The sequence below is a fragment of the Mycolicibacterium sp. XJ879 genome (assembly GCF_053483935.1).
In genome coordinates, this window is record NZ_JBEFTH010000009.1 from 166,589 (window position 1) to 181,309 (window position 14,721).

At 67.3% G+C, this 14,721-nt stretch carries 13 protein-coding genes; 6 read left to right on the forward strand and 7 right to left on the reverse strand.

Translation table 11 applies throughout. The features are described from left to right. Positions 1–74: 74 nt before the first annotated feature. On the reverse strand, positions 75–746 hold the full coding sequence (locus ABQF13_RS19705; RefSeq protein ID WP_448394462.1) for an MBL fold metallo-hydrolase: 672 nt from the start codon (positions 744–746) through the stop codon (positions 75–77). Positions 747–837: 91 nt separating this feature from the next. Here ABQF13_RS19705 and uvrA point away from each other — a divergent pair, with 91 nt between their 5' ends. Further along, on the forward strand, positions 838–3,750 hold the full coding sequence (gene uvrA, locus ABQF13_RS19710) for an excinuclease ABC subunit UvrA (protein ID WP_448394463.1): 2,913 nt from the start codon (positions 838–840) through the stop codon (positions 3,748–3,750). Positions 3,751–3,756: 6 nt separating this feature from the next. Here uvrA and ABQF13_RS19715 read toward each other — a convergent pair whose 3' ends face one another. The 4 genes from ABQF13_RS19715 to ABQF13_RS19730 all read right to left on the reverse strand — a co-directional run bounded on the left by ABQF13_RS19715 (position 3,757) and on the right by ABQF13_RS19730 (position 9,043). Next, positions 3,757–4,917, reverse strand: a complete 1,161-nt coding sequence (locus ABQF13_RS19715; protein WP_448394464.1) for a winged helix DNA-binding domain-containing protein — start codon at positions 4,915–4,917, stop codon at positions 3,757–3,759. 6 nt (positions 4,918–4,923) lie between these two features. Next, positions 4,924–5,160: a hypothetical protein gene (locus tag ABQF13_RS19720; protein ID WP_448394505.1), complete on the reverse strand. Its 237-nt coding sequence runs from the start codon at positions 5,158–5,160 to the stop codon at positions 4,924–4,926. Between the two features lie 154 nt (positions 5,161–5,314). Next, complete coding sequence (lysX, locus tag ABQF13_RS19725; protein ID WP_448394465.1) at positions 5,315–8,641, reverse strand: bifunctional lysylphosphatidylglycerol synthetase/lysine--tRNA ligase LysX; 3,327 nt, start codon at positions 8,639–8,641, stop codon at positions 5,315–5,317. Positions 8,642–8,686: 45 nt separating this feature from the next. Continuing rightward, positions 8,687–9,043 carry a DUF1844 domain-containing protein gene (locus ABQF13_RS19730; protein WP_448394466.1) on the reverse strand — a complete coding sequence of 119 codons (357 nt, stop codon included), beginning with the start codon at positions 9,041–9,043 and terminating at the stop codon, positions 8,687–8,689. 230 nt (positions 9,044–9,273) lie between these two features. Here ABQF13_RS19730 and infC point away from each other — a divergent pair, with 230 nt between their 5' ends. From infC to ABQF13_RS19750, 4 genes are read left to right on the forward strand one after another with little or no spacing between them, the layout of a single operon-like run. After that, the gene (gene infC, locus ABQF13_RS19735) at positions 9,274–9,870 is read left to right on the forward strand and encodes a translation initiation factor IF-3 (RefSeq protein WP_448394506.1); all 597 of its coding nucleotides are present in this window, start codon (positions 9,274–9,276) and stop codon (positions 9,868–9,870) included. A gap of 13 nt (positions 9,871–9,883) precedes the next feature. Next, a complete protein-coding gene (gene rpmI / locus ABQF13_RS19740; RefSeq protein ID WP_163904918.1) occupies positions 9,884–10,078 on the forward strand; it encodes a 50S ribosomal protein L35 in 195 nt (64 codons plus the stop codon). A gap of 45 nt (positions 10,079–10,123) precedes the next feature. Then, positions 10,124–10,513, forward strand: coding sequence for a 50S ribosomal protein L20 (gene rplT, locus ABQF13_RS19745; protein WP_448394467.1), 390 nt, complete (start codon positions 10,124–10,126; stop codon positions 10,511–10,513). Positions 10,514–10,536: 23 nt separating this feature from the next. After that, positions 10,537–11,289: a TrmH family RNA methyltransferase gene (locus ABQF13_RS19750; RefSeq protein WP_448394468.1), complete on the forward strand. Its 753-nt coding sequence runs from the start codon at positions 10,537–10,539 to the stop codon at positions 11,287–11,289. Here ABQF13_RS19750 and ABQF13_RS19755 read toward each other — a convergent pair. Together ABQF13_RS19755 and ABQF13_RS19760 are read right to left on the reverse strand one after the other, a co-directional pair. Further along, complete coding sequence (locus ABQF13_RS19755) at positions 11,276–12,514, reverse strand: acyl-CoA dehydrogenase family protein (RefSeq protein ID WP_448394469.1); 1,239 nt, start codon at positions 12,512–12,514, stop codon at positions 11,276–11,278. The genes ABQF13_RS19750 and ABQF13_RS19755 overlap by 14 nt on opposite strands. Positions 12,515–12,518: 4 nt before the next feature. Then, a complete protein-coding gene (locus tag ABQF13_RS19760) occupies positions 12,519–13,550 on the reverse strand; it encodes an oxygenase MpaB family protein (RefSeq protein WP_448394470.1) in 1,032 nt (343 codons plus the stop codon). 241 nt (positions 13,551–13,791) lie between these two features. Between ABQF13_RS19760 and ABQF13_RS19765 the strand changes: the two genes are divergently transcribed. Continuing rightward, positions 13,792–14,694, forward strand: a complete 903-nt coding sequence (locus ABQF13_RS19765; protein WP_448394471.1) for an adenylate/guanylate cyclase domain-containing protein — start codon at positions 13,792–13,794, stop codon at positions 14,692–14,694. The last annotated feature ends 27 nt before the right edge of the window (positions 14,695–14,721 follow it).

A 14,721-nucleotide genomic window follows, 5' to 3' on the forward strand; every position in this document is an offset into this window, starting at 1 on the left:
GGCTAGGTCGTGTCGCATCAGCCTAGGCCAAAGCCGCGGACGTATGGTGTCGGGCCACATGATGTGACCGCAGGTCACCAGCCGCGTTCGCGCCACTCACCCAGCTGTGGGCGCTCGGTGCCCAGCGTGGTGTCGTCGCCGTGGCCCGGATAGACCACCGTGGAATCCCCGTAGACGTCGAACACCCGGGTGGTCACGTGGTCGAGCAACTTCTCGAAGTCACCTTCCTGCCAGGTCTTGCCCACACCGCCGGGGAACAGGCAATCACCGGTGAACAGGTGGGTGGCCTCATCGGCGCCGTCCAGCGCGAGCGCCACCGAGCCCGGAGTGTGGCCCTGCAGGTGGATCACGTCGAACGTCAGGTCGCCGATCTTGATCGTGTCGCCGTGTTCGAGGATCCGGTCGGGCTTGACCGGCAGCGGCTCGACGTCCAGCCGATGCGCGGCGGTCGGGGCGCCGGTGGCGTCGGCGACCGCCGCCAGCGCCTGCCAGTGGTCGAAGTGCTGGTGGCTGGTAACGATCAGCGACAGTTTCGGCGCGTGCTTCTCGATCAAGTCCAGCAGGATCTCCGCGTCGTTGGCGGCGTCGATCAGCAGCGTCTCGCCGGTTCGGGAACATGTCACCAGGTAGGCGTTGTTGTCCATCGGACCCACCGAGACCTTGACGATCGTGGCGCCGGGAAGCGTGCGCCTACCCGCGGTCTGGGGCTCGACATGGCCGGTGTAGTTGTCATCGACGACGGTCATGAGGCCACGGTATCGGGCTTGTCGGTGGCGGCACATAGCATGGGCGTGAACTGTTTTTCCGGGAGGACTGTGTCGTTGAAAGCAAACGGGCGTGGCTGACCGCCTGATCATCAAAGGGGCGCGCGAACACAACCTACGAAGCGTTGATCTTGATTTGCCGCGCGACGCGCTGATCGTCTTCACCGGGTTGTCCGGGTCGGGCAAGTCGTCGCTGGCCTTCGACACCATCTTCGCCGAGGGGCAGCGCCGCTACGTCGAGTCGCTGTCGGCCTACGCGCGGCAGTTCCTGGGCCAGATGGACAAACCCGACGTCGATTTCATCGAGGGGCTCTCGCCCGCGGTGTCCATCGACCAGAAGTCCACCAACCGCAACCCGCGCTCGACCGTCGGCACCATCACCGAGGTCTACGACTACCTGAGGCTGCTCTACGCCCGCGCCGGCACCCCGCACTGCCCCGTGTGCGGGGAGCGCATCGCCCGCCAGACCCCGCAGCAGATCGTCGATCAGGTGCTCGCCATGGACGAGGGGCTGCGCTTCCAGGTGCTGGCGCCGGTGGTACGCACCCGCAAGGGCGAGTTCGTCGACCTGTTCGACAAGCTCAACACCCAGGGGTACAGCCGGGTGCGCGTCGACGGCGTGGTGTATCCGCTCACCGAACCGCCCAAGCTGAAAAAGCAGGAGAAACACGACATCGAGGTCGTCGTCGACCGGCTCACCGTGAAGGCCACCGCCAAGCAGCGGCTCACCGATTCGGTGGAGACGGCGCTGAACTTGGCCGACGGCATCGTGGTGCTCGAGTTCGTCGATCGCGAAGACGACCATCCGCATCGTGAACAGCGGTTCTCCGAGAAGCTGGCCTGCCCCAACGGGCACCCGCTGGCCGTCGATGACCTCGAACCACGGTCGTTCTCGTTCAACTCGCCCTACGGCGCCTGCCCCGAGTGCGTGGGGTTGGGCATCCGCAAGGAGGTCGACCCCGACCTCGTCATCCCGGATCCGGACCTGACGCTGGCCGAGGGCGCCATCGCGCCGTGGTCGATGGGGCAGACGGCGGAGTACTTCACCCGGATGCTGTCCGGTCTCGGTGATTCGCTCGGGTTCGACGTCGACACCCCGTGGAAGAAGCTTCCGGCCAAGGCGCGCAAGGCGATCCTCGAAGGCTGCGACGAGCAGGTGCATGTGCGGTACAAGAACCGCTATGGCCGGACCCGTTCGTACTACGCCGATTTCGAAGGCGTGATGGCGTTCTTGCAGCGCCGCATGGAGCAGACCGACTCCGAGCTGATGAAGGAACGCTACGAAGGCTTCATGCGCGACGTGCCCTGCCCGGAATGTCAGGGCACCCGGCTCAAACCGGAGATCCTCGCGGTCACGATGACGGCCGGGCAGTTCGGCGACAAGTCGATCGCCGAGGTGGCCGAGCTCTCGATCGCGGAGTGCGCTGAGTTCCTCAACGCGCTGACACTCGGCGCGCGCGAACAGGCCATCGCCGGCCAGGTGCTCAAGGAAATCCAGTCGCGGCTCGGGTTCCTGCTCGACGTCGGGTTGGACTACCTGTCGCTGTCGCGAGCCGCGGCCACGCTGTCCGGCGGAGAGGCGCAACGGATCCGGCTGGCCACCCAGATCGGTTCCGGGCTGGTCGGCGTGCTGTACGTGCTCGACGAACCGTCGATCGGGCTGCATCAACGCGACAACCGCAGGCTGATCGACACGCTGATCCGGCTGCGGGATCTGGGCAACACGCTGATCGTCGTCGAACACGACCTCGACACCATCGCCCACGCCGACTGGGTCGTCGACATCGGACCCGCCGCTGGCGAGCACGGCGGTCAGATCGTGCACAGCGGCCCGTACGACGACCTGGTGAAGAACCCGGAATCGCTGACCGGCGCATACCTTTCGGGCAAGGAAGAGATCGAGGTGCCCGCGATCCGGCGCCCGGTCGACAAGAAGCGTCAACTCACCGTCGTCGGCGCGCGCGAACACAACCTGCGCGAGATCGACGTGACGTTCCCGCTCGGCGTGCTGACCTCGGTCACCGGCGTCTCGGGCTCGGGTAAGTCGACGCTGGTCAACGACATCCTGGCGGCGGTGCTGGCCAACAAGCTCAACGGCGCCCGACAGGTACCGGGCCGGCACACGCGGGTGACCGGCCTGGACAAGGTGGACAAGCTGGTGCGCGTCGACCAGTCGCCGATCGGCCGGACACCGCGGTCCAACCCGGCGACCTACACCGGGGTGTTCGACAAGATCCGCACCCTGTTCGCGGCCACCACCGAGGCCAAGGTGCGCGGCTATCAGCCGGGCCGGTTCTCGTTCAACGTCAAAGGCGGTCGCTGCGAGGCGTGTTCGGGTGACGGCACGATCAAGATCGAGATGAACTTCCTGCCCGACGTGTACGTGCCGTGCGAGGTGTGCCACGGCGCCCGCTACAACCGCGAAACCCTCGAGGTGCACTACAAGGGCAAGACCATCGCCGAGGTGCTCGACATGTCCATCGAGGACGCCGCCGAGTTCTTCGCGCCGATCACCTCGATCCACCGGTACCTGCAGACGCTGGTCGACGTCGGGCTCGGCTACGTCCGGCTCGGGCAGCCGGCGCCGACGCTGTCCGGTGGGGAGGCGCAGCGCGTCAAGCTGGCCTCCGAGCTGCAGAAGCGGTCGACCGGCCGCACGGTCTACATCCTCGACGAGCCGACCACGGGTCTGCACTTCGAGGACATCCGCAAGCTGCTCAGGGTGATCAACGGCCTTGTCGACAAGGGCAATACGGTGATCGTCATCGAGCACAACCTCGACGTGATCAAGACCTCCGACTGGATCATCGATATGGGCCCCGAAGGCGGTGCCGGCGGTGGCACGGTGGTGGCCACCGGTTCGCCCGAGGACGTGGCCCTCAACCCGGACAGCTACACCGGCCACTTCCTGGCCGAGTGCCTCGGTGTGCAGCGGCCGACCCCGAAGGCACGTAAGCGCAGCAAGACCGGCAAGGTCAGCGCCTAGGGGAACTCACCCCGGTTTGGAGAGGGGAGAGGGGAATCGCGGGTTGATCCGCACACCGTCGAGCCAGTCGGTCAGCTCCTCGGCGCGCTGCTGCAGCGATTTTTGGGCGTCACGGCCGACCTCCTCGACAAGCCGCACCTTGACCCTGCCGTCGGCGTCCTGGAGCCAGCCGCCGACGATCCGGCCGTCGCACCAGGCGGTGGGCCCGCCGTTGCCGTTGCGGTCGAACACCTGGCTGCGGTGGTCGCCCAGATACCAGTCGCGGTCGAACCAGCCCATGGTGGTGACGTCCAGGCCGGGCAGCAGCGCGCACCACGGCTCGGGTTCGGGTTCCACGTCGAGGTCGTCGGGCAGCACATAGGCCGGGGCGCCGTCGAGGTCGACCTGGACGGCGTCGAGATCAGCCAGCGCCTGCCGGGCCCAGGTCACCGTGTTGCCGAACCACCACTTGATATCGGTGACGGTGGCCGGGCCGAAGGCTTGCAGCCATCGGCCCACCAGTGCGGTGCGCGCCACGTCGTGATCGACTGCGGCAGCAGTGTTCACCCATTGCGGGGTCGCCACCCAGCGCGGTCGCGAGGTGATCCACCCGCCCTCGTTCGGCCCGCGCATGATGTGTCCGCGCACCGCCAGCACCGTCAAAATCCTTGGCGCCAGGGGTGTTTCACCGCCCCACCGTTTATCCGGTGCCGGGTCATAGCTGCCGGCCAGTTCAGGCAAGGCCCTACGCAGGTCTCTGGCGTTGGTCGGCCCGTTGTCGGTCAGGTGGTGCAGCACCGCCGAGCAGGCGGCGTCCAGCCAGGCGTCGCCGTCGGTGCAGACGCCGGCTCTCTTGGCGTCGGCGATCAGCCGGCGGGCTTCGTTGTCGGCGACCCGGTCGCTGGCCGCGGCCTGCACCAACGGCAGATCGGCAGTGCGCACCATCCACAGCGTCCGCCGCATCGCCAGGTGCTTGACCAGACAGCGACGGTCGTAGAGCGCGGCGTCGACGTCGGCCACCGTGGCACCGGGCATCCGCGCCCACAACGACAGGTACGGCGTCGCCGGGTCGGTGGCGTGCAGCCCGACGAGATCGCCGGTGACCGTATCAACCGAGTCAGCCGGCACACCGAGAAAGTGACGTCGCGCGAGCCGGGCGCGCCGCTCGGCAATTGTGAAGGAGCGCATCGTCCGCTACGTCGCGTCGTCGTCCTTCATCGACTCGCGGATCGCGGCCAGCCGCTCGGCGGCCGTGCGTTGACGCTTCTCGTACTGCTCCTCGGCGCTGCGGCCCTCCGGAGTCTCGGCGGCCAACTCGGACGCGCCGATCGCGGTGCCGTAACGGGTTTCGATCTTCTCGCGCACCGACTCGAACGTCGGCACCCCGCTGGGCGTGTAGCCGGTCTCGGCGGGGTCAGCAGGCGGAGGCATCGGCGTCGGTTCGACGAGCTCGGCCTCGATGGCTGGTTGCGGCTCGGCGTCGGGTTCGTCGGGTTCCTCCGGCATACCGCCACGCTAGCGCGAGCAGACGCAAAGTCGCACGAAAAGGGCGCCGCCAGTGCGAGTTCACGTCTTCTTGCGAAGACTAGCGTGGTTTGGCCAACGGGAACGGCAACGTCTCGCGGATGCTGCGCCCGGTGATCAACATGACCACCCGGTCCACGCCCATGCCCAGCCCACCCGTCGGCGGCATCGCGTACTCCATGGCCTGCAGGAAGTCCTCGTCGAGTTCCATCGCCTCGGGGTCGCCACCGGCCGCCAGCAGCGACTGCGCCTGCAGCCGCCTGCGCTGCTCGACCGGATCGGTCAACTCGCTGTAGGCGGTGCCCAGCTCCACCCCCCAGGCCACCAGATCCCAGCGTTCGGCCACGCCGGCGATGCTGCGGTGCGGGCGGGTCAGCGGCGACACCGACGTCGGAAAGTCCTTGTAGAACGTCGGCTCCTCGGTGCGGTCCTCGACGAGGCGCTCGTAGAGTTCCAGCACCACCGCGCCCGCATCCCAGTGCGTCAGGTAGGGGATACCGGCGGCGTCGCACAGCCCCCGCAGCGTCGCCAGATCGGTGTCGGGGCCGATCTGTTCGCCGAGGGCCTCCGACACCGCGTCGTGCACGGTCTTGACCGTCCACGCCCCGGAGATGTCGACCGGCTCCAGCGACCCGTCGTCGCGGGGACGCAGGAACACCTGCGCACCATTAGCGGCCTGCGCGGCGTTCTGGATCAGCTCCCGGCACCCGTCGATCCAGACGTGGTAATCCGCGTGCGCCTGGTAGGCCTCCAGCAGCGTGAACTCCGGGTTGTGGCTGAAGTCCACCCCCTCGTTGCGGAACGCGCGGCCCAACTCGAAGACCCGCTCGACCCCGCCGACACACAGCCGCTTGAGATACAGCTCCGGCGCGATACGCAGGTACAGGTCCAGGTCGTAGGCGTTGATATGGGTGAGAAACGGCCGCGCGTTGGCGCCGCCGTGGATCTGCTGCAGGATCGGCGTTTCGACCTCCAAAAACCCCTTGCCCACCAGGGTTTCGCGGATCGTGTGCAGAACATTGCTGCGGGCCCGGATCAAATCGCGGGCCTCGGTGTTGATCGCCAGGTCGACATACCGCGCGCGTACCCTGGCCTCCTGGTCGGTCAGACCCTTCCACTTGTCGGGCAGCGGCCGCAGACACTTGCCGATTAGCCGCCAGCTGTGCACCAGCAGTGACCGGGTGCCGTTGCGGCTGTAGCCCATCACGCCTGCCACCGCGATCAGGTCGCCCAGGTCGATCGCGTGCGTGAAATCCGCTGTCGAGCCTGTCTCGAGCCGTGAATTGTCCAGCAGCAGTTGCACTTCCCCGGACCAGTCGCGAAGCTGCGCGAACAGCACCCCGCCGTAGTCGCGCAACCGCAGCACCCGTCCCGCCACGGTCACGGCGGTGTCGCCGCCGGCGTCCAGCGCAAAGGCGATCGTGTGGCTGGGCTGCTGACCGACCGGATACGGGTCGACCCCGCTGCCCTGCAGCGCCTTGAGTTTGGCCATCCGGACCCGCACCTGTTCGGGAAGCCGCGCCTGGCCGTTGTCGGGCAGGTCGGCCTGCAGGTCGTCGACGTCGGGGGCGCTGCCGTCGCTGTTCAGCACCCCCGATTCCAGCAGGTTCTGCGGTGCGGCGATGTGCTGGCCGGTGTGCGGTTGGGCGTGGCGGCGCGAAAACGGCAGCACCAGAAAGCCTTCGGCGATCACCGATGCGACGCCGACGCGCGGCAGCAGGCGGGCGTCGTGATAACAGGCGTAGCGCGGCACCCACTGCGGCTGGTACTTCATGTTCGACCGGTACAGCGTCTCGAGCTGCCACCACCGCGAGAAGAACACCAGCAGCCACCGCCACAGCCGCGCGACCGGCCCCGCACCCAGCTGCGCACCCTGTTCGAATGCGGACCGGAACATCGCGAAGTTCAGCGAGATACGAGTCACCCCAACGGTTTCAGACTGCATACACAGTTCGCTGACCATCAGCTCGATGGTGCCGTTGGGTGACTGCGGTGAGCGACGCATCAGGTCCAGCGAGACGCCGGTGGTGCCCCACGGCACCAATGACAGCATCGCCACCGGGTGCTCATCCCCGCCCGACCCCCCGGCGTCGTTCTGGACCGCCTCCACGAGAAGACAATCGCCGTCGGCCGGGTCCCCGAGCCGGCCCAACGCCATCGAGAAGCCGCGTTCGTCGTCGGTGTCGCGCCAGGCATCGGCCCGCTCGATCACCCGCGTCATCTCGTCACCGTCGATGTCGCGGTGCCGACGGATCCGGACGCTGACGCCGGCGCGGCGCGCCCGCGTCACGGCCTGACGCACGGCCCGCATGTCGGGGCCGGAGAGCCGGAAGTCCTCGGGATGCAGGATGGCCTCGTCGCCGAGCTGCAGCGCGTTGAGGCCGGCGGCGCGAAACACCTCGGCCGCCGCCGAACTGGCGCCCATCACACCGGGCGCCCAGCCGTACGTCTCGCACAGCTGCAACCAGGCGTCGATGGCCGCGGACCACGCCTTCGGATCGCCGACTGGGTCACCGCTGGCCAGGCAGACACCGACCTCGACGCGGTAGGTGACGGCCGCGCGGCCGTTGGGCGCGAATACCACGGCCTTGTCGCGGCGGGTGGCGAAGTAGCCCAGGGAGTCGTTCTTGCCGAACAGTTCGAGCAGCCCGCGGATCGCCGACTCATCCTCACCGGTGAGCGCGTTCTCGGCGCGTTGGGACTGGAACAGCACGACGGCCGCGGCCATCAGCGCGAGCGCACCGAACAGCCCGAGCAACGCGTCGACGAAGACGTGCGGTTGGCCGGCGAAGTACGACGCGTCCGCGCCGGCGAACGCGGAGACCCGGTTCAGCGCGTACCAGAACCGGTCGTCGGGGGTCAGCGTTCCGGGAAATGCCTGCAGCAATCCCCATCCGATCGCGGTGCCGATGGCCATCCCGAGGATCAGCGTGGCGGCCGCCTTCACCAGCGCCCCGCGGCGGACCTTCGCCCAGAACTCGCGCCGGGCCAGCACCAGGACCAGGATCGCGGCGACGTGGAAGACCAGCCCGATGACCTCGCCGATCTCCTCCATCACCGTCTCGTCGCCTGCGACGAGGTCCCCGATGTTCCAGCCGATCGCGGCCACCAGGTAGCCGACCAGGATCCACCAGGCGATGCGTTTGCGGGCCGCCAGCGCCGCGGCCAGCAGCGCCAGCACGAACGCCCAGGCGAAGCTGGTGTCGGGGAAGTTGAAGATGTACTCGTTGACGAACTCGCGCGGCACCCTGATCAACGACCGGACCGCGGGGGAGATGCTGGCGATCAGGGACAGGGTGGCGATTACTCCGACGGTCCACCCGGCTGCCGCGGGCACCCACCGGTACCTGGAACTGGGGCGGGCGGCGGTGGGGCTGGCAACCGTCATAGGCCGGGAGAATATTCGCTCGACCTGGAAATTTCGTGCGACGCGCTACCGCACCGGACCCGTGTATTTCTCCCCGGGGCCGTGCCCGGGTTCGTCGGGGACGGCGCTGGATTCCCGGAAGGCCAGCTGCAGCGTCTTCAGCCCGTCACGGACCGGGCGGGCGTGCGGCCCGAGATACTCGGCCGAGGCGGTGACCAGCCCGGCCAGCGCGGTGATCAGCCGGCGTGCCTCGTCGAGGTCGCGGTGCGGGCTCTGGTGCGGGTCCTCGGCGGACAGGCCGAGTTTCTCGGCCGCTGCGCTCATCAACATGACCGCCGACCGGGTGATCACCTCCACCGCGGGGATTTCGGCCAGCTCGCGAACCGGAACGGCGTCGGGCGGAGTGCCAGGAACCTCTGTCATTCCTGTTAGACTGGCATACGCGACCGTCCCGGCACACGCCAGGGACAGCAAGTGGAGTCCCTCTCCCACCGTTGGCCTCGGAGACTATCCGAAGGCTCAGCGGTCCGGTCAGGCGTCAACCGACGCCTGTTCTGGTCGGCATCGGGCCCTGCTTTGAGCAGGGCTTTCCTGTTCGACGAGCAGAGCGATGACGGGGTCCGGGCCTCCTCGAGGACAACATAGGAGGGCCCATCAGCACTGAGACCCGCGTCAACGAGCGCATTCGAGTACCTGAAGTCCGCCTGATCGGACCAGGTGGCGAGCAAGTAGGCATTGTGCGCATCGAAGACGCTCTCCGCGTCGCCGCGGACGCCGATCTCGACCTTGTCGAAGTTGCCCCGAACGCCAGACCTCCGGTCTGCAAGATCATGGACTACGGCAAGTACAAGTACGAGACGGCGCAGAAGGCGCGCGAGTCTCGCAAGAACCAGCAGCAGACCGTCGTCAAGGAACAAAAGCTCCGTCCCAAGATCGACGACCACGATTATGAAACCAAGAAGGGCCATGTGGTCCGGTTCCTGGAAGCGGGGTCGAAGGTCAAGGTGACGATCATGTTCCGCGGACGCGAGCAGTCGCGCCCCGAACTGGGCTACCGACTCTTGCAACGGCTGGGCGCCGATGTCGCCGATTACGGCTACGTCGAGACGGCCGCCAAACAGGACGGACGAAACATGACGATGGTGCTGGCCCCGCATCGCGGTGCGAAGACTCGCGCCAAGGCGGCACACGATGCGGACGCACCGCCCGCACAGCGCGCAAGCGGTGAAGCACAGACCGAGCAACGATAGAACTGAGGACCTAATGCCCAAGGCGAAGACCCACAGCGGCGCTTCGAAGCGTTTCCGGCGCACCGGAACCGGAAAGATCGTGCGTCAGAAGGCCAATCGTCGACACCTGCTCGAGCACAAGCCGTCTACCCGCACCCGTCGGCTCGCCGGCCGCACCGAGGTGTCAGCGAACGACAAGAGCCGCATCAAGAAGATGCTCAACGGCTGACTCCGCCCGACACCTGTACGACCACCAACGATTAGGAACACTCTCATGGCACGCGTAAAGCGCGCAGTCAACGCTCAGAAGAAGCGGCGCACGATCCTAAAGGCATCGAAGGGTTACCGCGGTCAGCGCTCACGGCTGTACCGTAAAGCCAAAGAGCAGCAGCTGCATTCGTTGGGCTATGCCTACCGTGACCGGCGTGCCCGCAAGGGCGAGTTCCGCAAGCTGTGGATCTCCCGGATCAACGCCGCAGCCCGCGCCAACGACATCACCTACAACCGGCTGATCCAGGGCCTCAAGGCCGCTGGCGTCGAGGTGGACCGCAAGAACCTCGCCGAGATCGCGGTGAGCGATCCGGCCGCGTTCACCGCGCTGGTGGAGGTCGCCAGGGCCGCGCTGCCTGAGGACGTCAACGCGCCCTCCGGAGAGGCCGCCTGACGCTTACCGAGCGCTCCGCTCGGGTGGCGGCGGCGGTCAAATTGCACCGCCAGATCGCACGCCGACGCGCCGCGCGCTTCCTCGCCGAGGGACCCAATCTCGTCGAGGCGGCGTTGCGGCGCGGCCTGGTATCGGAGGTCTTCGCCACCGAATCCGCCATGGACCGGTTCGACTCGATGCTGGCCGACGTTCCCGTGCATCTGGTCACCGAGCGCGCCGCAAAGGCGTTGTCGGACACCGTGACACCGGTCGGCCTGGTCGCGGTGTGCACCATGCCGCGGACGACGTTCGCCGACGTCCTGGCGCAGCCGCGGCTGGTCGCGGTCGCGGTGGGCATCTCCGAACCCGGCAATGCCGGCACGCTGATTCGGGTGGCCGATGCGATGGGTGCGGACGCGGTGGTGCTGACCGCAAACAGCGTCGACCCGTACAACGGCAAGTGCCTGCGCGCGTCGGCGGGCAGCATCTTTTCGGTGCCGGTGGTGTCGGAGGCCGACGCGGAGGCCACGCTGCAGTCGTTGCGGGAGGCCGGATTACAGGTGCTGGCCACCACGGTCGACGGTGCGGTGTCGCTGGAGGATCCCGCCGTGCAAGCCGACCTGGACAAGCCGACGGCGTGGCTGTTCGGGCCCGAGGCGCACGGTCTGCCCGCCGAGTTGGCCGGGCTGGCCACGCACCGGGTGCAGATACCGATGCGCGGCAGCGCGGAGAGCCTCAACGTGGCGTCGGCCGCGGCGATCTGCCTGTACCTGAGCGCACGGGCTAGCCGCCGTTGAGCAAACCCCGCGCCACGTGCGTGATCTGCACCTCGTTGCTGCCGGCGTAGATCATCAGCGATTTGGCGTCGCGCGCCAACTGCTCGACCCGGTATTCGGTCATATAACCGTTGCCGCCGAACAGCTGCACGGCGTCCATTGCCACATCGGTCGCGGCCTGCGAGCAGTACCACTTGATCGCCGAGGCCTCCGACAGCGAAATAGAATAGCCCTTCTCGCCAGCTTCGATCACCCGGAACAACATGTTGCGCACGTTCATTCGGGCGACTTCCATGCTGGCCAGCTTGAGCTGAATGAGCTGGAACTGCGCGATCTCCTGGCCCCAGAGCTTGCGGGTTTTGGCGTAATCGACGCACAGCCGCAGGCATTCCTCGATGACACCCAACGCCATCGCGGCCACGCCGATCCGCTCGGCGGAGAAGCTCGACCGCGCGCTGGCCCGCCCGTCGGAAGCGCCGCTGGCTTCATCTCCTTCGGTCTCGCCGAGCAGCCGGTCGCGGCCGAGGCGGACGTTGTTGAAGAACAGCTCGCCGGTGCGCGATGAGTGAATGCCCATCTTGCGGAACGGCTTTGACTGCACAAAGCCCTCCATCCCGCGGTCCAGTACGAACGTCAGCACCTTGCGGTCGCGCTTGTCGACACCGGGTTCGTCGAGTTTGGCGTACACCACGACCACGTCAGCGTCGGGCCCGTTGGTGATGAAGGTCTTCTGACCGTTGAGGATGTAGTCGTCCCCATCGCGCGTGACATAGGACTTCATGCCGCCGAACGCGTCAGAACCAGAATCGGGTTCGGTGATGGCCCACGCACCGACCTTCTCGTAGGTGACCAGCTCGGGCAGCCAGCGTTCCTGCTGGGCCAGCGTGCCGCGACTCATGATCGTCGGCACGGTCAGGCCCAGGCTGACCCCCATCCCGGTGACCACGCCCATGCACACCCGGCACAGCTCGCTGACCACGATGTAGCCCATCCCGCCGGAACCGCCGAGCACGCTGCCGCCGGACTCGCCGGACGAGTCGCCGCCGTCGCGCAGCCGGGCCAGCCGCTTGTCAAGCGATTCGCGGGCCATATCTGCGATACCGAACGTCGTGAACAGCTTGCGGATGATGGGGTAGGGCTCCATGTCGCCGCTTTCCAGCGCGTCGACGTGGGGACGAATCTCCTTGTCTACGAACTCACGTACGGCATCGCGGACGGCAAGGTCGACATCAGACCATTCGAGCATGCAGTCATGCTGCCTTACCGGATTTTTGCCCGCGCCCCCGGGCCGGTCGACGCAAACCCGCCAGGGAGAACGTGGTATGCACCAGTGAGCCGGCACGGTCCAGCAGCGACTTGTGCTGCGGCACGTAGTGCATCGGCAGACCACGCCGGTCCGGCGGCGGCGCCATGAACCCGGGTGCCTCGACCAGCGGCGCGTCGGGAGGCAGTTTGCCCTGGGCGCGACGGTAGGCCGACAACGCCCGCGGGTGCAGCCGGATCTCGTCGGGCACCGCGACGAACGCGAACTCCACCAACTTGCCGAACAGACGCAGCAGCACCTCGTCGCCGGGGGTCCAGCGCATCCCGGCCTTCTCCCGCAGCGCCTCGTCAAACAACCCGGCCGCAATCCAGCGTTGCGCGCCGACCATCGGTTTGAAGATCTGGTCCCACACTCCCGTGGGCATCAGCACGAACCACGGTTTGGGGATGCGGATGTCGAAGATGTCCAGGGTGGCGCGGTTGATCTCCAGCTCGTCGCGGCACTTGGCCTCCCAGTACACCTGGAAGTCCTCCCAGGTCTCGGGCACCGGGCGCATGCTCATTCCGTACATCCGGTACCACTGCACGTGTTCTTCGAATAGCTGGCGTTTCTCGGCTTCGGTCAGCCCGCCGCAGAAGTACTCGGCCGTCTTGATGATGAGCATGAAGAACGTGGCGTGGGCCCAGTAGAAGGTCTCGGGGTTCAGCGCGTGGTAGCGGCGGCCCTCGGCGTCAACGCCTTTGATGCCGTGGTGGAAGCCCTTGATCTGCGCGCCGGTGTCGGCGGCACGCTCGCCGTCGTAGACCACACCCATGATCGGGTACACCGAGCGTGCCACCCGCTGCAGCGGTTCACGCAGCAAGATGGAGTGGTCCTCGACGCCGGCGCCGAGTTCGGGATACATGTTCTGGATCGCGCCGATCCACACGCCCAGCATGCCGGTGCGCAGGTCGCCGAAGTACTTCCACGTCAGCGAATCGGGCCCGAGGGGGTCCGCCGCCGCAGTGCTCGTGGTCATTGTCGTCCTGCTCATCGCCGCCTCGCTGAAATCCAGTACCCACGGTTCCACCCTCACGATAATGTTGACAACGCATGTTGTCTACGATTTGCCGGGCGCGTCGGCGAATGCGTTACCCACCGGCTACTGATGCGCCACAACGGCGTGATCAGGGCGATCGCCGCGGCGGCTTCGCAAAACGCGGATCGGCTTCGCTCGACGGACATTGTTCGCCGCCCGAACGCCCGCTTAGGCTGGCGACGTGGATGGCGAGCCGTTCGACGAGCAAGCCGACGACACCCGCGAGCCCGAACGGCCGGCGGCGCTGCCACGTCCGAACGGACCGTTGCGCTGGCTCGGCGAGACCAACCACAATCCGGGCATCATCGCGTTTCTGCGACGCACCCGGCGGGCGCTGCCGGGCGATCCCGAGTTCGGTGATCCGTTGTCGACCTCGGGTGTGGGCGGACCGCGCGCCGCCGCCCGAGCCGCCGACCGCTTCCTGCAGCGCGATGCGGCCACCCGCGAGGTCAGCCTCGGAGCGCTGCAGGTCTGGCAAGCCCTGACCGAGCGGGTCTCCGGTAAGCCCGCGAACCGGGAGGCGACGCTGGTCTTCACCGATCTGGTGGGCTTCTCGTCCTGGTCGCTGACCGCCGGCGACGGCGCCACGCTGCAACTGCTGCGGCGGGTGTCCCAGGCGGTCGAACCCCCGCTGTTGGAAGCCGGCGGGCACATCGTCAAACGCATGGGCGACGGCATCATGGCGGTGTTCGCCGACCCGACGACGGCGCTTGGTGCCGCGATCACGGCCCGTGAGGCCGTCAAAACCGTTGAAGTGGATGGCTATACCCCGCGGATGCGGGTCGGCGTGCACACCGGAAACCCGCAGCGGATCGGATCGGACTGGCTGGGCGTCGACGTCAACATCGCCGCGCGCGTGATGGAGCGCGCCACCAGGGGCGAGCTGGTGGTCTCGCAAACCACGTTGGAGCGGATCTCCGAAGAGGACTTCGAATCGCTCGGCATCGAGGCCAAACGCCTGCGCAAGCAGGTGCTGTTGGCCAAACAGGAGGGTGTACCGGCCGATCTCGACATGTACCGGGTGAGAAAGCGCCGTCGGCGGGTCGCCGATGGGAACGCAGACGGCGATACGCCCGGGAGCTAGCGGTTCCGGCGTCGCCTATGATCGCCG

What these genes read in the sequence shown, in the direction of transcription:
- rplT (WP_448394467.1), top strand. Translation starts at nt 10,124, where the DNA reads ATGGCACGCGTAAAGCGCGCAGTCAACGCTCAGAAGAAGCGGCGCACG.
- lysX (WP_448394465.1), bottom strand. Translation starts at nt 8,641, where the DNA reads ATGACGGTTGCCAGCCCCACCGCCGCCCGCCCCAGTTCCAGGTACCGG.
- ABQF13_RS19715 (WP_448394464.1), bottom strand. Translation starts at nt 4,917, where the DNA reads ATGCGCTCCTTCACAATTGCCGAGCGGCGCGCCCGGCTCGCGCGACGT.
- ABQF13_RS19730 (WP_448394466.1), bottom strand. Translation starts at nt 9,043, where the DNA reads ATGACAGAGGTTCCTGGCACTCCGCCCGACGCCGTTCCGGTTCGCGAG.
- rpmI (WP_163904918.1), top strand. Translation starts at nt 9,884, where the DNA reads ATGCCCAAGGCGAAGACCCACAGCGGCGCTTCGAAGCGTTTCCGGCGC.
- ABQF13_RS19760 (WP_448394470.1), bottom strand. Translation starts at nt 13,550, where the DNA reads ATGACCACGAGCACTGCGGCGGCGGACCCCCTCGGGCCCGATTCGCTG.
- ABQF13_RS19705 (WP_448394462.1), bottom strand. Translation starts at nt 746, where the DNA reads ATGACCGTCGTCGATGACAACTACACCGGCCATGTCGAGCCCCAGACC.
- ABQF13_RS19720 (WP_448394505.1), bottom strand. Translation starts at nt 5,160, where the DNA reads ATGCCTCCGCCTGCTGACCCCGCCGAGACCGGCTACACGCCCAGCGGG.
- ABQF13_RS19755 (WP_448394469.1), bottom strand. Translation starts at nt 12,514, where the DNA reads ATGCTCGAATGGTCTGATGTCGACCTTGCCGTCCGCGATGCCGTACGT.